This is a genomic window from Neolewinella aquimaris, from assembly GCF_014197245.1.
Classification (GTDB): Bacteria; Bacteroidota; Bacteroidia; order Chitinophagales; family Saprospiraceae; genus Neolewinella; species Neolewinella aquimaris.
The window spans coordinates 1-23346 of the sequence record NZ_JACIFF010000007.1 but is presented as its reverse complement, the minus strand read 5'-3'; the positions used below and the strand labels follow the sequence as shown (position 1 = coordinate 23346).

Annotated in this window: 18 protein-coding genes; 7 read left to right on the top strand and 11 right to left on the bottom strand. The window is 59.6% G+C overall.

Annotated elements, in window-relative coordinates; translation table 11 throughout:
* The first annotated feature begins 17 nt into the window (after positions 1-17).
* A complete protein-coding gene (locus tag GGR28_RS13335; protein WP_183496309.1) occupies positions 18-1025 on the top strand; it encodes an alpha/beta fold hydrolase in 1008 nt (335 codons plus the stop codon).
* Here GGR28_RS13335 and GGR28_RS13330 read toward each other — a convergent pair.
* A complete protein-coding gene (locus GGR28_RS13330) occupies positions 1022-1783 on the bottom strand; it encodes an NIPSNAP family protein (RefSeq protein ID WP_183496308.1) in 762 nt (253 codons plus the stop codon). The two genes, GGR28_RS13335 and GGR28_RS13330, sit on opposite strands and share 4 nt — an antisense overlap.
* A gap of 87 nt (positions 1784-1870) precedes the next feature.
* On the opposite strand from GGR28_RS13330, the gene GGR28_RS13325 reads away from it, so the two are divergent.
* Positions 1871-3139 carry an alpha-amylase family glycosyl hydrolase gene (locus GGR28_RS13325; RefSeq protein ID WP_183496307.1) on the top strand — a complete coding sequence of 423 codons (1269 nt, stop codon included), beginning with the start codon at positions 1871-1873 and terminating at the stop codon, positions 3137-3139.
* 246 nt (positions 3140-3385) lie between these two features.
* Here the strand turns inward: GGR28_RS13325 and GGR28_RS13320 are convergent, their stop codons facing one another.
* From GGR28_RS13320 to GGR28_RS13295, 6 genes are all read right to left on the bottom strand, one after another.
* Positions 3386-4243, bottom strand: coding sequence for an aldo/keto reductase (locus GGR28_RS13320; protein WP_183496306.1), 858 nt, complete (start codon positions 4241-4243; stop codon positions 3386-3388).
* Between the two features lie 98 nt (positions 4244-4341).
* Complete coding sequence (locus GGR28_RS13315) at positions 4342-7743, bottom strand: HEAT repeat domain-containing protein (protein WP_183496305.1); 3402 nt, start codon at positions 7741-7743, stop codon at positions 4342-4344.
* Positions 7744-7927: 184 nt separating this feature from the next.
* Complete coding sequence (locus GGR28_RS13310) at positions 7928-8410, bottom strand: DUF4199 domain-containing protein (RefSeq protein WP_183496304.1); 483 nt, start codon at positions 8408-8410, stop codon at positions 7928-7930.
* Positions 8411-8516: 106 nt separating this feature from the next.
* On the bottom strand, positions 8517-11345 hold the full coding sequence (clpB, locus tag GGR28_RS13305) for an ATP-dependent chaperone ClpB (protein WP_183496303.1): 2829 nt from the start codon (positions 11343-11345) through the stop codon (positions 8517-8519).
* A gap of 14 nt (positions 11346-11359) precedes the next feature.
* Positions 11360-12193 carry a hypothetical protein gene (locus GGR28_RS13300; protein WP_183496302.1) on the bottom strand — a complete coding sequence of 278 codons (834 nt, stop codon included), beginning with the start codon at positions 12191-12193 and terminating at the stop codon, positions 11360-11362.
* A gap of 10 nt (positions 12194-12203) precedes the next feature.
* The gene (locus GGR28_RS13295; RefSeq protein WP_183496301.1) at positions 12204-12749 is read right to left on the bottom strand and encodes an RNA polymerase sigma factor; all 546 of its coding nucleotides are present in this window, start codon (positions 12747-12749) and stop codon (positions 12204-12206) included.
* Between the two features lie 386 nt (positions 12750-13135).
* On the opposite strand from GGR28_RS13295, the gene GGR28_RS13290 reads away from it, so the two are divergent.
* From GGR28_RS13290 to GGR28_RS13280, 3 genes are all read left to right on the top strand, one after another.
* Entirely contained in the window at positions 13136-13600 is a 465-nt protein-coding gene (locus GGR28_RS13290; protein ID WP_183496300.1) for a transposase, read from the top strand.
* A 98-nt stretch (positions 13601-13698) separates the two neighbouring features.
* Positions 13699-14781: a mannose-1-phosphate guanylyltransferase gene (locus tag GGR28_RS13285; protein ID WP_246416736.1), complete on the top strand. Its 1083-nt coding sequence runs from the start codon at positions 13699-13701 to the stop codon at positions 14779-14781.
* Positions 14782-14784: 3 nt separating this feature from the next.
* Positions 14785-16239, top strand: a complete 1455-nt coding sequence (locus GGR28_RS13280; protein ID WP_221233892.1) for an alkaline phosphatase D family protein — start codon at positions 14785-14787, stop codon at positions 16237-16239.
* 30 nt (positions 16240-16269) lie between these two features.
* On the opposite strand, the gene GGR28_RS13275 is transcribed toward GGR28_RS13280, so the two are convergent.
* The 4 genes from GGR28_RS13275 to GGR28_RS13260 form a co-directional block, all read right to left on the bottom strand.
* On the bottom strand, positions 16270-16713 hold the full coding sequence (locus GGR28_RS13275) for a hypothetical protein (RefSeq protein ID WP_183496299.1): 444 nt from the start codon (positions 16711-16713) through the stop codon (positions 16270-16272).
* A complete protein-coding gene (locus tag GGR28_RS13270; RefSeq protein ID WP_183496298.1) occupies positions 16700-18532 on the bottom strand; it encodes a peptide MFS transporter in 1833 nt (610 codons plus the stop codon). Before GGR28_RS13270 ends, GGR28_RS13275 begins: the two co-directional genes overlap by 14 nt.
* 122 nt (positions 18533-18654) lie before the next feature.
* Positions 18655-19014: a hypothetical protein gene (locus GGR28_RS13265; RefSeq protein ID WP_183496297.1), complete on the bottom strand. Its 360-nt coding sequence runs from the start codon at positions 19012-19014 to the stop codon at positions 18655-18657.
* A gap of 5 nt (positions 19015-19019) precedes the next feature.
* Positions 19020-21476 (bottom strand): penicillin acylase family protein, encoded by a 2457-nt coding sequence (locus GGR28_RS13260; protein ID WP_183496296.1) that lies wholly within the window; start codon positions 21474-21476, stop codon positions 19020-19022.
* A 104-nt stretch (positions 21477-21580) separates the two neighbouring features.
* On the opposite strand from GGR28_RS13260, the gene GGR28_RS13255 reads away from it, so the two are divergent.
* Together GGR28_RS13255 and GGR28_RS13250 are read left to right on the top strand one after the other, a co-directional pair.
* Positions 21581-21955 (top strand): hypothetical protein, encoded by a 375-nt coding sequence (locus GGR28_RS13255; protein ID WP_183496295.1) that lies wholly within the window; start codon positions 21581-21583, stop codon positions 21953-21955.
* A gap of 221 nt (positions 21956-22176) precedes the next feature.
* Positions 22177-22998, top strand: coding sequence for a TIGR02757 family protein (locus GGR28_RS13250; protein ID WP_183496294.1), 822 nt, complete (start codon positions 22177-22179; stop codon positions 22996-22998).
* The last annotated feature ends 348 nt before the right edge of the window (positions 22999-23346 follow it).

The following is a 23346-nucleotide window of genomic DNA, read 5'->3' as shown; positions in this document are numbered from 1 at the left end:
TTAACCTCCCTTGCACTATGACACCTTTCCGACGCTGCATCCTCACTCTACTATTCCTCCTGCCCCTGTTTCCCCTCGCCGCGCAGGAGGATGCCGTGCGTCCGCTGGATGAGCGACTGACCGACTACGATTACCCCTTTCCGACCAAGGTCTATTCCTTCCAATCTCAGTTGCAGGACCTTGAGATGGTATATATGGACGTGACGCCCCCGCGGTTCAACGGAAAGACCGCACTGCTGCTGCACGGCAAAAACTTTCCGAGCGCCTACTGGGAATCCACCATAAAGCTGCTGCTCGATCAGGGCTACCGGGTCATTGCGCCGGACCAGGTCGGGTTTGGTAAATCGTCCAAGCCCCAGCAGTATCAGTTTACCTTTCACCAGTTGGCCCACAACACGCGGTGGTTGCTCTACTCTCTGCGGATCGATAGTGCCGTCGTAGTGGGCCACTCGATGGGCGGAATGGTTGCTACCCGGTTTGCCCTTATGTACCCCGAAACGACGGAATCGCTGATCCTGGTAAATCCCATCGGACTCGAAGACTGGAAATTGAAGGTCCCCTACCAATCCGTTGACGAGTGGTACGAAGGTGAACTGAAGAAGGACTACGCATCCATCAGGGAATACCAACAGAAGAACTACTACGACGGCAACTGGAAGTCGGCCTACGACCCCTGGGTGAACGTGCTGGCCGGATGGGCCATCAGTGAGGACTACGCCTACGTTGCCTGGGACGCGGCCCTCACCTACGACATGATCTTTACCCAGCCAGTCGTGTACGAATTCAGTCAGCTGCAGGTGCCGACCGTGCTCATCCTGGGTACCCGTGACCGCACCGCCCTCGGCAAGCCGCTGGTAGGTGAGGAGGTCAGAAAGACCCTGGGACGCTACGACCAGCTCGGCAAGACCATCGTCGGGCAAATTCCCGACGGCACCCTCATCGAACTGGAGGGGCTGGGGCACCTACCCCACATTGAAGATTTCGCGCGTTTCGCGAAGGCCCTTAAGCAGGCGCTGCCACACTAGGCGGGGACCAGAAAGGTGCGCCGAATGTTGGACACCGAATTGGCAAATTCAGGCAGCACCTTGATGCGGTTCCAGGTATCGTCGGCGCCGAATTTGCCCCAGTTCTCGTTGCGTGCCTCCATATCCTCAAATTGCAGCAGGTACATCAGCGAGGGGCGGTGGGGACCGGCAATCATGTCGCCGTAGAAGACGGGTTTTAGTCCGGTGTTGTCGAAGATCTCGATCTCGTAGTCGTTAAACATCCGAATCTTGCGGCGGACGGCGTCTTCGGAGTAGCCTTCGTAGATCCGTAGTTCAAAGAGTCCCGACTCGGCATCGGGGGCAACCGACTGGGGCATACCCGCGAAGGCAGTGAGCAACCAGGAGGAGAAACGGGTGTAGATGGGCTTTTCGGCCTTCACCTCATCGTATTCGACGGAGGCGGAGGCAAAGGCGTCGTCGCCGCTCAGGTCTTGTGCCGCCATATAGGTGGTCGCGTCGGGATAGCTGATCATGACATAGATCATTGCCGGATTGGGATCGCCATATTCCTTAAATACTACGAACTGGGTAGCTCCCTTACGGGTCAGGGCGGGTTTGAGTGCCTCGTTGAGGTAACTCATTAGGAGTCCCTGGTTGCCACCGAAGTTCATCTCGTAGGTCCGCCACTCGATCAGCTCAGCACCCTCCTGCACTATGGGGGATGCCATACTTGCACTGCTCGCCGCAACGGCCACTGCACCTGCGGCCCCGGCCCGAATAAAATTTCTACGTCTCATTTATGAATGGTTTTCGCACAAGGTAACTTCCGAAACCTTAAAGTGTAGAATCCACACCAGCCAAAAACCCTTAAGTGAAACCGACCCATGACGCACCCCGAATGGAGTAAATCCGCCACCGTTTACCAGATCAATACCCGTCAGTTCACGCCGGAAGGTACCCTGGCCGCGGCGCGAAAAGAGCTGCCCCGTCTACAAGAATTAGGCGTCGGCATCCTCTGGATCATGCCTATCCACCCCATCGGGGAGAAGAACCGGAAGGGTACGCTGGGTAGTCCCTACGCCGTCAAGGATTACTACGGCGTCAACCCGGAATTTGGCACCCTGGAGGACTTCAAATCCTTCGTCCAGGACGCCCACGAACTGGGCCTATACGTCATCCTCGACTGGGTCGCCAACCATACCGCCTGGGACAACGTGCTTGTCGATCGCCACCCCGAATGGTACGCCCTTGACTACAAGGGCGACTTTCGGCCGACACCCTGGTGGGACTGGTCCGACATCATCGACTTAGATTACCGCCACGCCCCCCTGCGCACTTACATGCGCGAGGCCATGGAATACTGGGTGCGGGAGTGCGACATCGACGGTTACCGCTGCGACGTGGCGGGCTACGTGCCGGTCGATTTCTGGGAAGAAGTGCGCGCCAGCCTCGATCAAATCAAGCCCGTCTTCCTGTTGGCGGAGTGGGAGGCCAGGGACCTGCACCGTGCCGCCTTCGACGCTACCTACGCCTGGAGCTGGCACGAGGCCGTCCACCGCATCTGCTACGGCAAGGCGAACGTGGCGGCTCTGTACGTCTACTACTCCTGGAACGAGCGCGCCTGGCCCGAGGACGCCATGCGCATGACCTTCACCGACAACCACGACAAAAACGCCTGGGAGGGCAGCATGTACGAGCTCCTGGGGCCGGGAGTGGAAACGGCCATCGCGCTCTCCTTCATCGGCGAGGGCATCCCCCTCATACACAACGGACAGGAAGCTGGCCTCGACCGCCGACTGGCCTTTTTCGAGCGCGATCCGATCGCCTGGCGCGAGCATCATTTCGCCGATCTCTTTCGTAAACTCATTTCCCTGAAAAAGCAGCATTCGGCACTCGCCAACGCACCCTGGGGCGCCACCATGATCCGCGTTCCCAGCAATCACGAATCCGAGGTGCTCACCTTCGTTCGCCAGGACGAGCACAGTAAAATCCTGGCCGTCTTCAATTTCTGCGGCGGCGCGCGGGAGCTGCGTTTCGGGGAACAGCTGTGGCACGGGGCATACACCGACGGCCTGACGGGTGACCCGGTGAGCTTGACGGAAGGGGATGTGGTGGGAGTGGAGGGGTGGGGGTGGAGGGTGTTGGTGGGGTAGTGGGGTAGTCGGGTAGTACGGTAGTCGGGTAGTACGTTAGTCGTTTAGGACGGTATGGAGAGGGACAGTACACCTTGGCGACGGGCCCTCTGATTCTGGTGTGCCACGTAAATCTATAATTAGAATCCGTGAGAATCGGTGTTCCATGCGTGGTGAAAAACAGCTTTAGCTGCGGAGCACCGGTTGCTCAGTTGGTCCGTGTCGATCTAAAGCACTAACCGACTAAAAGACTAACTGACTAACTGACTAACCTACTAAAAGACTAACATCCTCTTCATCTAATTGAGTGGCGGCGGCTTGAGTGTTTTCCTTCAGGTGGTCGAGCGAGCTGGTACCGGGAATGGGTAGAATATTGGGACTGTAAGCGAGCAACCAGGCGAGGGCGATTTGGTAGATGCTGCTGTTGTGCTTCTCGGCGATGCGTTGCAGGTTTTTATTTTCCAGGGCACCGGCGTCGAGGGGGTACCAGGGGATGAAGGCGATGTTGTTTTCGCAGGTCCAGTGTACTTCGTCTTCCCACTTGCGGTCAGTGAGGCTGTACTTGTTCTGGACGCTGACGACCTCGAAGTGCTGCTGGGCTTGCTCGATTTGATCGACACTCACTTCACTCAGGCCAAGGTGGCGGATGTAGCCCTGCTGTTGCAGTTCGGCGAGCTTACCGAGAAACTCGTCGGCCGGCACCTTTTCGTCGAAGCGGTGCAGTTGGTACAGGTCGATGCGCTCGAGCTTAAGCCGTTTGAGGCTTCCCTTCAGGGCGTTTTCGAGGTGGTCGGGGCGACCGTTGACGGGCCACTGGTTGGGTCCCGTGCGTTCGAGACCGCCCTTGGTGGCGATGAGCAGTCCGTCGGGGTAGGGGTGTAGGGCCTCGGCGAGGAGCTCTTCGGAGATGTTGGGCCCGTAGCTGTCGGCCGTATCGATAAAGTTGATGCCGAGGTCCTGGGTCGCCTTTAGCACGCGGATGGCTTCCGACTTGTCCTTCGGTGGTCCCCAGATGCCCTCGCCGGTGAGGCGCATGGCACCGTAGCCGAGTCGGTGGATGGTAATGTCGTTGCCGAGGGTGTAGGTGCCCGACTTAGCGGCAATGTCCTTATGGGTAGTAGACATAATAGATTGTTGATCGTGAGAAAATCGTCAATGCATTCCACTTTTGAACGGGTGGTTTACGGACGGGTTCTACCGACTTCCATTATGTCCTTCGGGTACTACGACTCTTCCGATTCGAGGCTGGCCAGGAAGGCTACCACGTCGCGAATTTCGCGCCGGGTTAGCTTGTCCTCCATGGTCGGCATGCTGGAGGGAATGGTTTCCTCCTCGGCGATTTCGCTGCGGGGGACGGTCTGAATATCTTCCTTACCCACTTTGATCTTAATGGCTTCGTCGGTACGCTCCATTACGATGCCGGCGGTGGCCGATCCGTCGTTTAGGGTGAGCAGGACCATTTCGTAGCCGGGCGCCATACGGGCACTGGGGCGAATAAGGGCTTCCAGCATCTGCCGGTGGGTAAGCCGGTCGGCGATTCCCTCCAGCCCGGGTCCGACGTTGCCTCCGTACTCGAACACGGCATGGCAGCGCACGCACTGGGCGGATTCGTTATTGTAGAAGATGTTACGGCCGCGGCGTGCGTTTCCGCCCTCCAGCGCGAGTGCGTACAGGCCCAGGTCACTGTCCAGCTTGCCGCCGTAGTCGGTCAGCAGTGCGTTTAGTTCGGGGTCGCCATGCTGTTCGACCGCTTCGGCGAGATCGAGACGAACCGTGGTAGGGATGTCGTCTTTCTCGAGGCGGTCCAGCAGGCGGGCAAAGAGTTCGGTGGAAGCTTCTCCCTTCATTTCGGACAGGCCCATGAGGGCGGCCTGCTGTTCGACGATCGTGCCTCCCTGCATCACCTTATCGTACAACTGCATCGAGCGTTCCTCGGCAATGCCGGAGCTGGGGAGGATCTCCAGGGCGCGGGCGCGGAGGTTGCCGTCGTTGGAGGCCAGCGCGGTTTCGAGGTTGCGGTCCAGCTGGGGGGCTTTCAGGTCGTTCAGGGCATTGAGGGCAGCAATCCGTACTGGTGCCAAGCGGTCCCCTTCCAGCAGTTTCGTGAGTTGGGGGATGGTTTCTTCCAGTCCGAGCCGACCGGCTGCCTGGATTGCGGCCATACGCACCTCATCTTCACCACGGGCGATCAGCTCGGCGATCGCAGGAGCAATGGCCTCGGAAGCCACCGTAGAATCTCGCTCGAGTTCGCCACGGTACCGTCCGTCGACGCGGTCCAGGACCGATGGGTGACCCCAGGTAGCCAGGGTAGACAGCGCTTCCGCGCGGAGCACGGCGGGGGCATTCGACCGTTGTACGTAGCGGACCAGCCGCTGCACGGCTTCATCTCCCCCGACGCGCAGGTTCGCGTTGATCGCGCGACGAATCAGCGGCTCGGAAGTAAAGCGTGGATCGTCGAGGGTTGCGGCCAGCTGGGGTAGCGCGTCTTCGATGGAGAAGTCATCGTTGATGCCACGGGCGGCTTCGGCGACGATGTACTCGTCCTGGTCCTCGAGGAACTGGGCGATCTCCGGCGATTCCATGCGGCGGAGTGCTACTACCGCTACCGTGCGCAGGGCCCGGGAGGGGTTGTCCTTCAGTGCCACCATGGCTTCGGTATCGCCAATGCGGCCGAGGGCGATCATGCCACCCATGCGCAGGTAAGTGTCCTGGTCGTTGTTCTCTTCGAGCATCGTTAAAATGGGCTGCACGGCATCTCCGTTTTTGGTACGGCCGAGGGCCTCGGTGGCCATGAAGCGGACGCGGGGCTCGGGATTACGCAGGAGTGCGATAAGTTCCTCGCCGGCATCGTCGTAGCGGACATCACCAATCATTTTGGCGGCCTGGGCAATGATCTCGGGGTCTTTGTCTCCGAGCAGACCGACCAATTCATCACCCCGGTCGTGGTCCTCGCGGGCCATTTGGGCGATGCCCCAGATTCCGTGAATGCGCGCCAGCTGATTAGGGTTGGACTGAGCGGCGGCAAGTAGGGTCTCATAGCCTTCGTCGCCCCGCTTAGCGAGTTCGAACTGGGCGTTGCGACGGACGCGCTGATCCTGGTGGGCGAGCAGGAGGGACAGGGAATCCAGGGATACTTTGGTCTGATCCAGGTTGAGTAGTTGCTTTACTTCCTGGCGGATGGGAGTACTTGCACCACCGGGTACGTCGAGTTTCCAGATGCGACCTTGTTCCTTGGTGTTCCAACCGTTGATCCAGTCGGCGAAGTAGAGGGCACCGTCGGCACCGAAGTCGAGGCCGGTAGGCAAGAGTCCGCTCACGACCTCCTTCGTCGTTCCCAGCTTAAAGCCCGCGCCCTCCGGCTCGAGCGTGAAGGCGTGGATCGGGGAATTGGCCGGGTTGCCGCGGAACTCGGCGACAAAGAAGTGCTTGTAGTACTCGGGGCCAAGGGCGGTGCCGGGATTGTAGACCATGCCGGTCGGACCGTTCACGTAGTTCTGGATCGGGGGAAGGAAGTAGGCGGCCTGACCCTCCCAGCGGGGCTGGTACATGCGCTCTTCCATCCACACCTTGTAGTCGTTATTATCGGGGTCGGTATACTTGCCGAACTGCCAGTTGATGCGCCAGCCGGTGTCGGATCCGTCGATCAGGTACACCAGTCGCTCGCTTTCGCCGCTGTGGTCGCCGTCGTTGTCGACCGAGATCAGGTTACCGTAGTCGTCAAAGACGAATTCGTGGGTATTGCGTACGCCCATGGCGTATACCTCGAAGTTGCTGCCGTCCGGGTCGCAGCGCACGACGGTGCCGCGATTGGGGTACTTGTGCTCCTTGCCGTCCTTATCGACGACGTTCATGCCGACATCGCCGGCACCCCACCAGATGCGGCCCTGCGGGCCGACGGTGACGCCCGACATGCCGTGGCCGCTGAAGCCGACGTGTACGATCCAGCCGTGACTGATCGAGGTAGTTTCATCGGCAACGCCGTCGCCGTCGGTATCCTTCGTTCTCCAGAGGTCGGGCCCGACGGAGATGTAAACTTCCCCGTTGGCGTACTCTACTCCGTTGGCTACGTCGGTAATCTCCTCGCCGAAGTCTTCGATGTACAGCTTAGCGCGATCGGCTACGGAATCGCCGTCGCGATCCTCGACGAACCACACTTGTTCCTTCTCGGTCGTGAGGTCGCGCCAATCGCGCTTGCCATCGCCGTTAAGGTCCTTTAGGTGGCGTTCCGACTGTTCGCTGCCCTCCTCGAAGGTCTTGCGGAGGAAGGCGCGGCGATCCTCGACGGTCTCGAAGGCGATGGAGGCCGTCATCCAGTCGCGGTGGCCCCGAATGTCGAATTCCGAGTGCTCCTGACGGGTGGCGCTGGTGTAAAATATTTTTCCGTCCGGCGCTACACTGATAGCGATTGGGTCAGTCACGAGGGAATCGCTGGCCCAGAGAGACAGCTCCAGGTCGCCGTCGAGTTGGATGTTGCTTTCTGCCCGGATCTTAGTTGCCAGGGTGGCCGCCTGACCGGGCTCCAGCTCAATGGTACGATCGGGGTAGGTCGGCTCCTTGTTTTCGGGTTGTTGGGCGCAGTAGGCCAGGGTCAGGAGACCCAGGAAGAGGGGTAAAAAACGGTGCATAATCGATGGTTAACGACTGCTAAAGATAGCTTGCCACCCGCAACTTTCCACTCACTTCCACTTCATGGGCACGGCTTATTGTAAAATTGACACGATTACGCCCTCGGAGTGAGACATTGCACCCGCGCGCCGCCGCCCAGCCTGTGTATTTCTCCTGCCACGGGTGCTTACTCGCCGAGAATAACTATTCCGCGATCGATCTGCGACTTGTGTAGTCACTCTCCGCCCCCCGTTTTTTCTCCAGTCGGGCATCGACGTAGCGGGTTAGTAGGTAAGAGCCGATCAGGCTGACGGCAACTCCCTCCATAAGGATGAATACGCCGGCGGTAACGGGGGTAAGGGAATTGCCCAGGGGGGTCGCTGCCTGTAACTGCGCCATTAGATTGGGAGCACCGGCAAGGAACAGGACGGTGAAGATCGAAAACAGGACAGTGCCCACCGCACCTATGTAGAGCCCCTGAGCGACGCCACTGACGTAATTCTGGTGAGTGTCGGGCTGTCTTACACGCAGTTCCCTGATGCCGTAGTAAAGTACGGCCATGTGCAGAAAACCATTGACCACTCTCAACTGGTAGTTCGCCGCGAGACCAAGTAGGTAACTCAGTAAAAATATGGCTACCAAGCCACCAAAAAAGTAGAGGCCGAACCTGAGCGCGATGGTTTTCATAATCTGTGTTTGAACAGATTATACAACTTTAATTGCTATCATTTGGTTCGGCGCAGCACCTTGTCGCTTCCTTCGGGGACCGCCCTGCATCCCGCCACCACCTGGTTTATCCTTCCTTCGCTTTCTCCGTCGCGTCTAGTAAGTCCTGGGTTGCTTTTTTAAGCTCAGCAACATTGGCTGCGGGATCGCTGACCTCTTCCTCCGACTTTTTCTTGCTGCGCCGGCTGCGTTTTTTGCCGGTGTCCTGCCCCTCCGATAGTTCACGCGCGACGGCCTCGGCCTCGGCGGTAAGCTCCGGACTGCTCTCCTCCGCCGGCGCGACGGGAAACGGTTCCTTGCTGAAAACGAGCCGGTCGTTGTTCAGGTCAGTGTAAATGGTGTCGCCGGCCACGAATTTGCCGGAGATCAGGTCCTTGGAAAGCTCGTCGGCCAAATCGGCCTGCAGCACCCGCTTCATGGGCCGGGCGCCGAACTGCGGATCGTAGCCCCGCTCGGACAACCAGCCTAGGGCACGGTCGCTGATCTTGAGGACCATCCCCTGGCGGGCAAGCATCTTCTCGGTCTTGCGGAGCAGCAGGCGGGCGATCTGCTTGATTTCGTCCCGCGTAAGCGGCTGAAACATGATGCGCTCGTCGATGCGGTTGAGAAACTCGGGGCGCAGGTTTTCCTGTAGGGTCTGGAAGACTTCTTCCTTGGTGGTCTGAATGATGTCCTGTCGGTGCTTTTCGTCCAGGTTGGCCAGGTCCTCGAAGTTTTCGAGGATGGTGTCCGACCCCATATTGGAGGTCATGATGATTATGGTGTTCTTGAAGTTGGCCACCCGTCCGCGATTGTCGGTGAGCCGCCCGTCGTCGAGTACCTGCAGCAGAATATTGAAGGTGTCGGGGTGGGCCTTTTCGATCTCGTCGAGCAGCACGATGGAGTAGGGGCGCTGGCGCACGGCCTCGGTAAGCTGACCGCCCTCGTCGTAGCCCACGTAGCCCGGAGGCGCACCCACCAGCCGGCTCACGGTGTGGCGCTCCTGGTACTCGCTCATGTCGATGCGGGTGATGGCGCGCTCGTCGTTGAAGAGCACTTCGGCCAGGGCCTTGGCGAGTTCGGTCTTGCCGACACCCGTGGGTCCGAGGAAGATGAAGCTGCCGATGGGGCGATTCTCGTCCTGGAGTCCGGCCCGACTGCGGCGTACGGCATCCGAAACGGCGTGCACCGCTTCTTCCTGACCGATGAGCCGTTTGTGCAGCTCGTCTTCCAGCAACAGCAGTTTCTCGCGTTCACTCTGCAGCATGCGTTGTACCGGGATGCCGGTCCAGCGGGCCACTACCTCGGCGATGTCGTTGGCCGTGACCTCCTCATTGGTGAAGCGGTTTTCGTCGGGCAGGTTCTCGAGTTCCTTGTCGGCGGCGGCGAGTTGTTTCTTTAGGTCCTGGAGTTGTCCGTAGCGGATCTTGGCGACGGTTTCGAAGTCGCTGTTGCGCTCGGCCTTTGCGGCTTCGTGTTCCAATTCCTCGATGGTCTTTTTGATGTTCTGACTGTTGTCGACCAGCTCCTTTTCGTTGTGCCAGCGGGCGCGGAGGCTGTCGCGTCTTTCGCGGGCGTTGGCGATCTGCTCCTCGATGATCTGCAGCTTGGGGGCGCTGTTCTCGCGCTTGATGGCTTCCCGTTCGATCTCGAGCTGGCGGACGCGGCGGTCCCACTCGTCGATCTCTTCGGGCACGCTGTCCAGTTCGAGGCGCAGGCGGGCGGCGCTTTCGTCGATGAGGTCGATGGCCTTGTCGGGCAGGAAGCGGTCGCTGATGTAGCGGTTGCTCAGTTCGGCCGCGGCGACGAGCGCCTCGTCAAGGATCTCGATCTTGTGGTACACTTCGTAGCGTTCCTGCAGTCCGCGCAGGATGGAGACGGTATCCTCCACGCTGGGCTCCTCGATGCGGACGGTTTGAAAGCGGCGCACCAGGGCCTTATCCTTTTCGAAGTACTTCTGGTACTCGTCGAGGGTGGTGGCCCCGATCGTCCGCAGGTCGCCCCGCGCCAGGGCGGGTTTAAGGATGTTAGCGGCGTCCATGGCCCCGTTGCCGCCGCCGGCCCCGATGAGGGTGTGGATCTCGTCGACGAAAAGGATGAAGCGGCCGTCGCTGTTCGTCACTTCCTTAATGACCCCCTTCAGGCGTTCCTCGAAGTCGCCCTTGTACTTCGCACCGGCCAGCATGCCGGCGATGTCGAGTACAAAGATGCGCTTCTCGCGCAGGCTCTCGGGCACATCGCCTTTCACGATGCGCCAGGCGATGCCCTCTACGATGGCCGTCTTACCCACCCCGGATTCACCGATGAGCAGGGGGTTATTTTTCTTGCGGCGGCTCAGAATTTGGAGCAGTCGCCGGATCTCCTCGTCGCGGCCTACGATGGGGTCGAGCTTGCCGTTTTCCGCCCGCTCATTGAGGTTGACGGTGTACTTTTCGAGGAGGTTGTAGGTGTCGTCGCCGCTGGGCTCGTCGACGGTTTTTCCCTTACGTAGCTCCTCGATGGCACCGCGGATGCCGTCGTTCGTTGCGCCCAGGTCCTTCAGGATGCGCGCGCCCTTGTCGCTGGCTCCCTGGATGATGCCGAGCATCATGAGTTCGATGCTGATGTACTGGTCGCCAAAATCGACGAGCATCTTCTTGGCCCGGCTCAGCGCACGGTTGGCGTCGCCGGTCAGGTACTGCTTACTGCTGCCCTTTACGCGGGGGTAGTCCTGTAGGATTTGCTTCAGTTCCCGCCGTACGTCGGCCAGTCCGACGCCTACTTTTTTCAGGATAAAGTCGGCCACACTCTCGTCGACCGTCATGATCCCCGCCAGTAAGTGGGGGGTATCCACCTGCTGCTGGTCCATCTCCTTGGCGATCTTCTGCGCCTGGATGATGGCTTCCTGGGCCTTGGTGGTGAAGTTTTCGTACGTCATGTTACTGGTATAAACTATTCGAATTGCAAGGTAAGGTAAACGCGCACGGGCCCGGATCGGTCTAGACTCTCCCACGTCGATTCGACCAACGCCTTGGTTACGTAGTTGACGGTAGGCTCTCCGGGCTCATCCGGAAAGCGCAGGTCGCTGAGGCTGCCGTCCGGGTTTACGAGAAATTCTACTCTTACTTCTCCCGTGGGAAGGTCATCCGGCCGTTCGGTCACGATTCGTTCGCGCAGGGTGGGGTAGCCTTCCGCGGGGCGGGCACGAAATTCGTCGGCCACCCGGGACAATCCCCTACGCGAGGCGGCAGCAATGACCGGTTCGGCGGAATCCTGATCCACCAGGTCCATTTCCCTCGATTCATTAAAGGAGGTCTGGGGCGCCGTTTTTTCGGCCTGGGTTACTTCCGCCTGCGGCGGGATTGGGTCAACGGCTTCCGCCACTTCGGGGGGGCGGCGGGGCGCGGGAGCAGTGAAGGTCGGAGGCGAGCTGGGTTCCTCGGTTACCGGAGCCGACTCCATGGCGATAGCTGCAGTTTCCTCCTCCGCGTAGTAATGGGGCAAAAGCAGAGTAGCGATGCCGAGCAACAACAAAGTGGCTGCGGCCGCGGCGTAGCGGGGGAAGAGCTTGCGTCGCTGTCCCTGGGCGGGCTGCCCGCGGGCGACCATCGCCTCGATGCGGGCGTGGTGGTCTGCTTCCGGTAGGTCCCGCAGTGCCTCGAAGGCTTCCCGCAGGCCGTCGTCGCCCGAAGCTCTCCGCTCGAGTTCGGCCTCCTCGGGCGCGGTGATCGCTCCGCTGATCCAGCGGCGCAACAGCTCTTCGCTACGATTTTGCTCGGGGGTCACGTGGATCGGTTTATTCGGTTTGTCGCCGTTCGAGGCAGATTTTCAGGTTGCGGCGGCCGTTCTGCAGGTGAGAACGTACGCGGCCTACGCTTAGATTTAGTTGGTCCGCGATGGATTGATAGCTATGTCCTTCCTGCAGGTAAAACAGCCGAATGCAGGTCCGTTGTTCCTCCCCGAGTTGCTTCAGGCAGTGGTGCAGGGGGCGGGTATCCGGCGTGGCTTCCGCTTCCTCCGGTAGATGCATCAATTCTTCCGATTGCATAAGCGGTTCCCGGGATTGCCGCAGGGGGTCCCGCTTTTCCCGCCGCAGTTGCATCAGGCAGTGGTTACGGACCAGGGTCTGCAACCACGAGCGAAAGTTAGCCACCTCGTGCTTTGCCAGTTTGGCCAGCAGTACCGTAAAGATCTCTGCTCCCGCGTCCTCCGCCCGCTCCGCCGTCCCCAAATACCCCAGACACCAGCCGTAAATGAGCTCCGCATACCGCTGATAGAGCGGCAGCAGGTCCCCGGATTTGCGGCTGCGCTGGAAACGGGTGATGTGGTCTAGGTCCGTCACGCCCCGAAAGTACGATGCGGCTTGCAGCCGCGCCGTCCCCCGCTGCCTCCGGCAGCGGGGTGCCCAGATACAATGCGGCTTGCAGCCGCGAAGTCCTCCGCTACCTCCGGCAGCGGCTAGAAAAACAAAACATGTTGTTTTGTGGATATAAAAAACAAAACGTATGTTTATCGCAAAAACCACCCATGCGAACCGCCCCCGTCCCTTCCACACCGACCCACATCACGTACCGCCTCTACGGCAGTATTCCCAATCTAGGTCTATCTAAACTGCACAGTTCACACCGACTGCGGCGGGCAAAGCTGGAGGAAGACATTAGCCTCGAAGAGCGAGCTACGAACGCAACTGCTCGCAAAACTTTCCGACAAAGGCTAACGGAGAGTGAATTGGACTATTACATAGCTTTCGATACGCTACTGGACAAAGCCATGCAGGGACCCAGATTTCTACAGGACGCTGCGGCAAAGCAGGTAGTCATTGATTCCTGGAAATTCATCGCGCGGCGGTACGGACTGCGTATTTATGCCATAAGTGTGATGAGCAACCACGTTCATGTACTGTTAGAGAACCGCTCCGCTTCCAGTACCCCCCTTGCGGATATTCTAACCGAGCACAAGCGCTTCACTGCGACTAAACTGAATCGGATGCAAGATGCTAAGGGTCGTAGGGTTTGGGCAGAAAAAGAATATAGCCGTACGGTGCGTTTCGGCCATTTTGAACGAACCTTGTGGTATGTACTTAATAATCCCGTTAAGGCAGGGCTGACGGATGATCCGACAAACTGGTGCGGAAACTACTACACGGAGGAGATGAGAAGTAATTTCGTAAAAGTTAGGGCGCTGGCGGGTTGAGGCCGCTGCCGGAGGCAGCGGAGCACGCCGCGGTCATAGACCGCGTTGTACGGGGGTGTCGTACTTTTGCCCTTTCTCCACAGAACAGAATACCCCCCATGAACGAACATACCTACGTAGCCATAATGGCCGGTGGCGTCGGCTCCCGCTTCTGGCCCGCCAGCCGGGAGGATAAGCCCAAGCAGTTCCTCGATATCGCCGGCGATGGCCGCAGCCTGCTGCGCATGACCTTCGAGCGCTTCCTAAAGCTCACGACGGCCGATAAAATCTACATCGTCACGAACGGCAAGTACAAGGACCTCGTCCAGGAACACCTCCCCGAGATCGCCCCCCAGCAGATTCTCTGCGAACCGAGCCGGAACAACACCGCCCCCTGCGTAGCGTATACCGCCTTCAAGCTGCACGCCCTCGATCCCGAAGCCAATTTCGTGATCGCCCCCAGTGACGCGCTGATCGTCAACGACAGCCTCTTCACCGCCAACATCAACAAGGCCCTACGCTTTACGGCCGAGAATGATGCCCTGGTCACCCTCGGCATCTCACCCGATGCACCGCATACCGGATACGGCTATATCCAGTTCATTGATGAGACGACGGAGGCGGAAGACGTCTACCGCGTCAAGCGCTTCGCCGAAAAACCCGACCTGGATACCGCCAAAAGTTTCCTCCGCAGCGGCGACTACCTCTGGAATGCCGGCATCTTCATCTGGCGCGCCAAGACCATCCTCGAGGCCTACGAAAACTTTGCACCCGAAATCTACGCCCTCCTCTCCCAGGGCCTGAACTACTACAACACGGATGAGGAACAGTCCTTCATCGACGAGTTCTACCCCCAAACTCCCAGCATCTCCGTCGATTACGCGATCATGGAGAACGCCAGCAACATCTTCACCATCCCCGCCCAGTTCGGCTGGTCGGACCTCGGAGCCTGGGGAGCCCTCTACCACGAGAGCGACAAGGACAAGGACGGCAACGTAATTTCCGGTAAGGTCATCATCGAAGACACCCACAACAGCTACATCCGCGGCCCCAAGGACAAGCTCATCGTTGTCGGCGGCGTCGACGACCTCCTCGTCATCGACGAAGGCGACGTCCTGCTCGTATACCCCCGCAACCGGGAGCAGGAGATAAAGGCCCTGCGCAGCAAGGCGGAATCGGAGCACGGGGAGAAGTTCGTATAGGTCATGGAAGCCGCCGATAGATACCCCTTCGATTCCCGGACGCGTCATCCGTCCTGGCGGTACCTGTTCATGCTGTTGGCGCTGTGCACCGGAGCGTCGGCTGGGGCACAGGTGCCTGATTCCGTTTTTCTCACGAACGGATTCAAGGTCGGTGAAGTGACGGATTCGTCCATCATTTTATGGACCCGACTCTGCCTATCCGCCATACCGGTACCCGTCAATCACGAGCGCCAGGAGTCCACCTTTCGCCACCCGATCGACTTCGATGACGGTATGCCGGTGGCCCAAATGGACGGGGCGGTAGCGGGCACCTTCGGCGAAGTCCGCATCGAGTTGACGTCGGTGGACACGAGCATCGTACGGGAATGGCATCCCGTTTCCCCTTACCGAGACTATACCATCAAGACCGGAATTGGCGGGCTACGTCCCGCGACAAGCTATTCCGTCGTCGTGGAGGGTCGGAAGGCGGAAGGAGGCCCCATATCGCGGTTGACCGGCAAGTTTCGCACCGCTCCGCGGCCGGATGCGGTCGTACCGGTGACCTTTACCGCTTCGACCTGTCAGTACTTTTGGTCCCACGACGACTCCGTCCGGGGCTTCCGTATGTACGACAGTATGCTCGCGATGGAACCCGATTTTCACTGCCAGACCGGCGATTACGTCTACTACGACAAACCCGGCCCCCTAGCTATAACCCTGCCACTCGCCCGCCATAAGTGGAATGCGATAAACGGTTGGCCCGCGCTGGTAGATTTCTACAACCATACTCCCCTTTATATTCAGAAAGATGACCACGATCTGCTGAAGGACGACGTATCCGATTCCGCCGCCACCTACGGGGAACTGACCTTCGGGGACGGGCAGCGCATCTGGGAGGAACAAACGCCGATCGGCAGCAGGGCTTACCGGACCATCCGCTGGGGAAAAGACCTGCAGGTATGGATCACCGAGGGCCGCGATTTTCGTAGTGATAACAAGGAGACTGACGGCCCGAATAAAACCATCCTGGGCCGCGAACAGATCGAATGGTTGCAGTCGACCGTGCGGGATTCCGACGCTACCTTCAAGATCCTGGTGTCATCTACTCCGATAGTCGGTCCCGACCGCGACCGCAAGACGGACAATCACGCCAATGATTCCCACCGCACGGAAGGAGAGTGGTTACGTAGTTTTCTTGCCGACGAAGGTATGTACGTCATCAACGGCGACCGTCACTGGCAGTACGTATCCGTCGATCCGCAGACGGGCCTAAAGGAATTCAGTCAGGGCCCCTCGAGTGATTCCCACGCCCAGGGCTGGACCCCCGACGATCACCGACCGGAGCATAAATTCTTACGAGTGAAGGGCGGATTTCTCTCGGTAAGCGTATACCGGGAGGGGGATACGCCAACCATTGCGTTTATTCACCACGACGTGGAAGGCACGCCCGTTCACCGGGAAGTAATCCGGGCGGAGTAACGCTCCGCGAGCCCTGGGCAATAGGTAAATTCAAAATCCTTCGCCGCCCGCGTACCGCTCCGCAAACTCCTCCACCGTCGGCCGAAACCAGTAAAATACTCCGAACATCAGCACCAGGATGGCCAGCGGCTCGAAGTTGTACGTCAGGAGAGAGATGGCGGTGAGCAGCAGGGTAGCGCTTTCGAGGATGGCCAGGCGGATCAGCACCGTCGCCCGGTAACTGCTCGGAGCCCGTTCCCGGATGTTTTTCTGTTTGGTCACGGTACGCGCGCGAAACTGATCGATGAACCAGGCCCCGCCCACCATGCACACAGCGTAGCCGACCATGATCCACAGATCGGTCTCCCCGTCCATGAAGTAGCGCGGTTCCTTGCCCCGGATCATGAACCAGACGATGATGGCAAACAGCAACTGGCCCATGAGCAGGGCGTAGAAGATCGTCTGCAGTTGTTGGAACCACCTATTCGATGCCATGCATCATCTTTTTCATCCAGCCGCTGATGGCGACGAAGATGATGGCGGCCGTAATGGGCACGGCGGCGAAGATGGCGAAGAAGCCGCTCAGGCCGATCTCCTCGGCGATGGGATCAATGTAAGAGCCCGTCAGACCCGCAGCGAAGTTGGCAATGAAGTTGGCCACGAAGAACACGCCGAACATCAGTCCGACCAGCCTTACCGGAGCCAGCTTGGAAACGTAGCTCAGCCCCACCGGCGAGATGCACAATTCTCCCAGCGTGTGGAAGAGGTAGGCCGCAATGAGCCAGAACATGCTGACGCTGGCCGTCTTAGCTCCGTCGGGAATGCTCAGAGAGCCGATGGCCAGGATAGCAAAGCCAAGCCCCAGCAAGGTTAGTCCGAGCGCAAACTTGACCGGACCCCGCCGCAGAAACGAGATCTTCTTTTCCCACAACTTGGCGAAGGCCGGAGCAAAGCAGATGATGAACAGGCTATTGAAGATCTGAAACCAGCCCGCGGGTACCTCGGGAGCCTCCTCGGTGAATTGCTCGTAAAGCATGTTGCCGATGAGCAACCAGATGATGATAAAGGCAAGCCCCAGCACCATATTCGATACGCTGTAGTTCTTGAAGGTGATGCTGAAGAGCTTGAAGAGCACCCAGGTCAGGACCATCACCGGAATGACCGTAATACCGGTGTTAGCCAGTCTAAACCACATTGCCCCCTCCCCGGTCAGCGAACGCTCGGTGTAGTCGAGCGCAAAAATGGTCATGGAGCCCCCCGCCTGCTCGAAGGCCCACCAGAAGAAGATGATGAAGAAGCTGAAGACGATGATCGACCAAACCCGGTCGCGCTCCACCTTCTTGAGTGATTTATCCGACACGATCCAGCCCACAAAGCCTACCACCGAACCCAAGATAATGGGCGGCATAAACTCCCGGCTCACGGTCTGCAAGAGATTCGCCTGCGGATCGGTGAAGGTCGAAATGAGGTAGTAGAAGACGGCGGCGATCGCCAGTCCGATCATCCCCCAGGTGACGGCCCGTTTGCCATCGCCCTCGCCACCAACGGACGGTGTCATGTCCTCACCGGTACTCAGGGGCTCCAACGAAGCATCGACGGTAAAGCCCTCGGGCTCTACGGCAACGGTTTCGGTACGTGATGTTTTGCTGTCCTCCAGCTCGCGCGCCTGCCGGGGGGAAAGCCCGATGTCGCCAAAAATATCCTGGGCAAACCAGAACTGAATGAGCCCGATGAACATGAAAATGCCCGCCAGTCCGAAGCCATAACCATATCCGTAGGCCTCGCTTTCGCCGTAGTAGCTACACAGCAGGATACCCAGGAATGCGCCGGCATTGATGCCCATATAAAAGATGGTATAAGCGCCATCCTTACGCTCCGTATCGTCCGCGTAGAGCTGGCCAACGATGGAAGAAATGTTGGGTTTAAACAGTCCGTTGCCGACGATCAGCAGCCCCAAGCCGGTATAGAAAAGCCCCGAGGTCTCGAAGGCCATCGCCGCATGACCGGCCGTCATGATCAACGCTCCCAGCACCACGGCGCGCCGGTACCCCAACAGGCGGTCGGCCAGAATGCCCCCGATCATTGGGGTGAAGTACACCAGGCCGGTGTAAATTCCGTACAGCGCCAGCGCGTCCGCCCGCTCCCACGGCGTATCACCGAAGGCAACATCCACCAGGAAAACGACCAGCAACACCCGCATTCCGTAGTAACTGAAGCGCTCCCACATTTCGGTGAAGAAGAGCACGAAGAGTCCCGGCCGGTGGCCGAAAATGCTGCCCCCGTCTTCCGGGTGCCGTACGGTCGTAGTATTCATTTAGTCTGGTTAAGCTTGGTTTGGGCAGTCGCGCCAGGGGGCCTGTACTGCAAGTAATCTGTGAAATCCGCGAAGACGGTCCGCCTGAAGCAGCGGTGAACAATCGCACCAAAGAAACAAAATTACCGCTTACCTCCCGCCAGCGCGATTCTGAGCGAGGCCCCGAAGAGTCCCCCCAGTCCCGCGGTAATGCCCCCCCACAGGGCCGTGACGACCACCAGGACCCAACCGGTCGGCACGCTGAAGGTCACCGCCAGCCTGTCCGCCAATCGGCCCTCGGAGAAAAGGTGCAGGTAGCCGGCGTAACACCCCCACACCATCAGGACCGCCAGGAAGGAATAGTAAAAGGCACTCCTCCGCCATACCGGCAGCAGAAAACACAGGGCCGCAGCCCCGACCGCCACGGCATACCAGTTCGCACCCGTGATCAGACACGCGACGCTCACCAACAAAACTCCCAGCAAGAGAAAGAATCGGTACATATCAATTATTCGAAGATCCAGCTTCCGATCGGGTTCCGGGGTTGTTGCCAACGGGTCAGCTCGTGGTAGCGCCCCTCCTCCCATTCCTCGAAGCCGTTGTCGTAAAATTTACTTCCGGGGTTGCCCGAAGCGCCGCCAGGAAGTGCGCCCCACCCCCGCGGTTCTTTTCCCAGTTCGACAACCATCCGCCAACTTCCACCGAAGTTGTCATCGATCACCCGCGGCGTGGTGCGCGATCCGCCCGTAGTAATGAGCGGAGAACCGAAACCCGGGATTTTACCGAGGTGGTCGATCGAAGCATTCCGGTAAACGGCCCAGGGCGCGGGCAGCTCGCCAGCATACTCCTCCAGCAGTTCGTCAAACACCCGCTGGGTGAGGATTGGGCCGGTCTCGCGAAAGGACTTGGTGGAGTCGATGTCGAAGATCTCGTCGTCCGGCCGGTCGCGCAGCAACTCATTCCACTTCCAGCGATCCGGCCGCAGCTTGCCGGAGTGGGCCGGAAACTCATCAAAGGTCAATTCAAACAGCCGTTCCGCGAATTGGTGAAAAAGGGTCGCCCCGCGGCTGTCTCCGGAGTAGTGGTAGTCCCACTCGCTGAGTATGCGGAGGAGTTGCCGCCCCTCTTCGTTCAGGCTCCTCCGGTCGAGGCGGGCGATCAGCAGCGGGGCTAGCTCTTCGGCGAAGAGGGAGTAGTCGTCCAGTTGCAACTCCTTCATCCGCCGCTGATTCATGGTCTGGGTGCGCGCAAGTACCCGATTGATGTAGCGCCCACGGTAATCGTCGAAATTACCGAGGTAGTAGTACGGGTAATCCGGTCCGGTCGTCTCCTGATTGGCCGAACTTACGTACCCGCGTGCCGGATTATAGTGTACCGGCCGCCGGTCGAAGGGGATCACCCCCCGCCAGTTGTTCGCCGTGCTGTCTCCGTCGCGGATGAACCGTCCCTCTCCCTCGGCACGCAGGGGAAAGAAGCCGTTCGGCCGGATCGCGATATCTCCGTCGCGCGCCGCAAAAAGGAAATTCTGGGCCGGATCGGCGTATCCCCGCAGCGCCTCGACGTAGTCGGCATAGTTCCTGGCCTGCATCAGATTGAGAAAGGTGGCCACGGTGGTATGGGGCCGCGTGTCCTTTCCCGGCTCGTCGTGGGCCCGCCAGCGCATCGCCAGGTCGGCGTAATCACCCTCGCTGTCGGGAACCGGCCCGAAAACGGTCCAGGGTGTCCGCACTACCACGTCGGCTTCTCCCTTGATGCGCAGGGTGTCGTTGATGAACTGCGTCGGCTGCTCCCGGCCGTCGAGGCGGTATGCGGTGCGGGTACTATCGGTCCAGTCCATGCGGTACCAGTCGGTCACGTCGTGGCCGACGTTCGTTTCCCCCCAGGCAATGTAGTCGTTGAAGCCCATCATCAGTCCGGGTGCGCCGACCAGTCCCACGCCGCGGGCATTGCAACCGGGGAAGGTGATCTGTACTTCGTACCACACGCTCGGGTAGGTCAGTTGCAGGTGGGGGTCGTTGGCCATGATGGGCGCGCCGGTGTTCGAGCGCCGGGGACCGACGGCCCAGTTGTTGCTGCCGTTGGCGGGGTCGGGAGTGAGCCAGCTGTATGGGGCATGCTCCGATTGCTTTATAGAAGGTGGCACAGCGGGGGCACTGACCTTTTCGGGCGGGGTCGCGGGTGCAGTGCCAAAGGAAGGAAGCAATGAAAATCGGCTCACCACACTATTCCTTTCCGGATCGGGGACTACCGGACTGTTACCCGGAAACCGTTCGGGGAACAGCGCATCGAAACGCTCCCGACCGAGCTCCGCCCGGGTACGGGTCGCCCGGGCGTCGTTATAATGGCCGCTGAGGCCGGCCGACATTCCCTTCATCAGCAGCGCCGTGCGGTAGGGCGACCAGCGGATGGGCTCGTGGCCGAGTAGTTTGTACTCGACGGGGTAGTCCTCCGGCTGTAGTTGATCGAGGTAGGCATTGATCCCGTCGGAGTACGCTTGTAGGGCGCGGTAATCGTCCGGAAATTGACTGGATATGGTATCGACGGAGCGACGGGCTACTTCCCGAAATCCCCTGCGGATCTGTGCCAAATCACGTTGCTCCATTGATTTGCCCAGCACCTGCGCCAGCGCCCCCTCCGTTGCCCGCGTGCTGATGTCCATCTGCCACATGCGGTCGTAGGCGTTTACGTAGCCCTGCAGAAAGCAGGCGCTCTCCAGGTCGCCGGCAATGATGTGCGGAATGCCGCGCTCGTCGAAGTGGATCTCGCCCCGGGCGTAGGGGTGGTCGAGGTGAAAGTTCAGCTGTTCGAGTCGCGCTCCCTCGCCGGTGTTCTGCCAGAAGCCGTGGGCCGGATCGAAAAAAGGGCCAAGGGCGGGCAGTTGCAGACCGAACAGCCCCGCCAAGCTGCCAAAGCACAGCCAAAAAACGAGCAACAGTGCCGAAAATATCGGGAGGGTCCAGCGCATGGAGAAAGGGTCGGGGAAGGGGCGAAGGTAAGGGGCCGAGGGGGGAATAACGAACGAACCAAATCCGGCGACCTACATTATAGTGACGTACTACCGTGCCCCGAATGCGCTCTTTGTCACTTGTCTTCCTTTGCTTCTTTTTGTCGGCCTGTGACGGCAACACCCGCGACCGTCGTGCGGCCCGCGGTGAAGATTACGTCAGCGACCCCGATCACCTGTTTTTTCTGAACACCCGTAGCCGTGACTACCGCGCTGTCGGCCTGGAGGAGGGAGTGGACGCTTACCGCCACGATGAGCTAACCGAATCCGACCACCTGCTGATCATCGACCGCTGGATTGAGGACCGCGCCCAGTTGGTAGCCCGCGATGCCGTACTGTCCGTAAGCCAGGTCCTTACCCTCCGTGATTCCCTGCGCCGCCAGGACCGTTCCGCCGCCCTGGAAGTAGTGGAAGACTACCTGCGGCTGGTGGGGGAGTAGCTCTGAGGGGATAAATAAGTTTGAACACGTAGAGTGAAAGTGTTTCCTGCGCATTAGGATTACGGTCACCGCTGCGGTGTATATACTCAACCATTTCCTCGAATAATTTTGAGCAATCACTGAAATTCACTACACCCGTCCAACGGATATACACCGTCCAACGGCTGCACCCCGTCCAACCGCTAGCCAACCAAACGCTCCGGCTACGGGTAGTTCTCTCCGTGCAGCATTCTCAATTATCTACCGCCCATCAGCAGGAGCTTCTAGATCACTACCACGACCGTTTCAACCGCCCCGAGTTCATCCACGACGACCCCATCGGGCTGGTGCACGCCTTTGATGATCCCCGCGATCGGGAAATCGTCGGTTTCTGGATCGCCACCCTCGCATGGGGCCGCCGCGCCACCATCATCGACAAGGGACAGCAGCTCATCGAAGCGATGGGCGGCCAACCTTACCGCTTCATTATGGAACAGGGCCACTGTCCGGTTACCGTGGCGCGGGTGCTGGGTGACTGGAAGCACCGCACCTTCACGCTTATCGATACCCACTACTTCGTGCAGTGGCTGCGCTGGTACTATACGCACCACACTAGCCTGGAGGATGCCTTCGCTCGTCACTTGAATCCCGGCGACCGGACGATCGAACCCGCCCTGCGCGGCTTTCACGAGCTGTTCTTCAGCCTACCGGATGCTCCAAACCGCACCCGCAAGCACGTAGCCACCCCCGCCCGGAAATCCCGGTGCAAGCGCCTGTGTATGTTCCTGCGCTGGATGGTGAGGCAAGACGAACGGGGAGTGGACTTCGGGCAGTGGACCCGCATCCGTCCCGATCAGCTGTGCATGCCCCTCGACGTTCACGTGGAAAGGGTTGGACGGTCGCTCGGACTCCTCACCCGCAAACAGTGCGACTGGCTCGCCGTGGAGGAGCTGACCGATAACCTGAAGCAATTCGACGCAGTGGATCCTACTCGGTATGATTTCGCGCTATTCGGTATGGGGGTAGAGGGGGTGTTGGTTCCCGACGTCTCGTCGGGTGGATAGCGGTTCCCAGCATCTTGCCGGGGAAAGTTGGTTCCCGGCATCTTGCCGGGTTCACCACGGGTTAAGAATAACTACTCCGGGAATTACCGCGGCAGGATGCCACGAACCGGGCCACCGCGGCAGGATGCCACGAACCGAGCTACCGCGGCAGGATGCCACGAACCGAGCTACCGCGGCAGGATGCCACGAACCGAGCTACCGCGGCAGGATGCCACGAACCGAGCTACCGCGGCAGGATGCCGCGAACCGGGCTACCGCGGCAGGATGCCACGAACCGGGCTACCGGGGCAGGATGCCACAAACCAGGCTACCGCGGCAGGATGCCACGAACCGAGCTACCGCGGCAGG

Coding starts and splice junctions, on each gene's coding strand:
- GGR28_RS13265 (WP_183496297.1), bottom strand. CDS start 19,014: ATGTACCGATTCTTTCTCTTGCTGGGAGTTTTGTTGGTGAGCGTCGCG.
- clpB (WP_183496303.1), bottom strand. CDS start 11,345: ATGACGTACGAAAACTTCACCACCAAGGCCCAGGAAGCCATCATCCAG.
- GGR28_RS13275 (WP_183496299.1), bottom strand. CDS start 16,713: ATGGCATCGAATAGGTGGTTCCAACAACTGCAGACGATCTTCTACGCC.
- GGR28_RS13325 (WP_183496307.1), top strand. CDS start 1,871: ATGACGCACCCCGAATGGAGTAAATCCGCCACCGTTTACCAGATCAAT.
- GGR28_RS13315 (WP_183496305.1), bottom strand. CDS start 7,743: ATGCACCGTTTTTTACCCCTCTTCCTGGGTCTCCTGACCCTGGCCTAC.
- GGR28_RS13310 (WP_183496304.1), bottom strand. CDS start 8,410: ATGAAAACCATCGCGCTCAGGTTCGGCCTCTACTTTTTTGGTGGCTTG.
- GGR28_RS13320 (WP_183496306.1), bottom strand. CDS start 4,243: ATGTCTACTACCCATAAGGACATTGCCGCTAAGTCGGGCACCTACACC.
- GGR28_RS13335 (WP_183496309.1), top strand. CDS start 18: ATGACACCTTTCCGACGCTGCATCCTCACTCTACTATTCCTCCTGCCC.
- GGR28_RS13260 (WP_183496296.1), bottom strand. CDS start 21,476: ATGCGCTGGACCCTCCCGATATTTTCGGCACTGTTGCTCGTTTTTTGG.
- GGR28_RS13280 (WP_221233892.1), top strand. CDS start 14,785: ATGGAAGCCGCCGATAGATACCCCTTCGATTCCCGGACGCGTCATCCG.
- GGR28_RS13255 (WP_183496295.1), top strand. CDS start 21,581: ATGCGCTCTTTGTCACTTGTCTTCCTTTGCTTCTTTTTGTCGGCCTGT.
- GGR28_RS13330 (WP_183496308.1), bottom strand. CDS start 1,783: ATGAGACGTAGAAATTTTATTCGGGCCGGGGCCGCAGGTGCAGTGGCC.
- GGR28_RS13285 (WP_246416736.1), top strand. CDS start 13,699: ATGAACGAACATACCTACGTAGCCATAATGGCCGGTGGCGTCGGCTCC.
- GGR28_RS13270 (WP_183496298.1), bottom strand. CDS start 18,532: ATGAATACTACGACCGTACGGCACCCGGAAGACGGGGGCAGCATTTTC.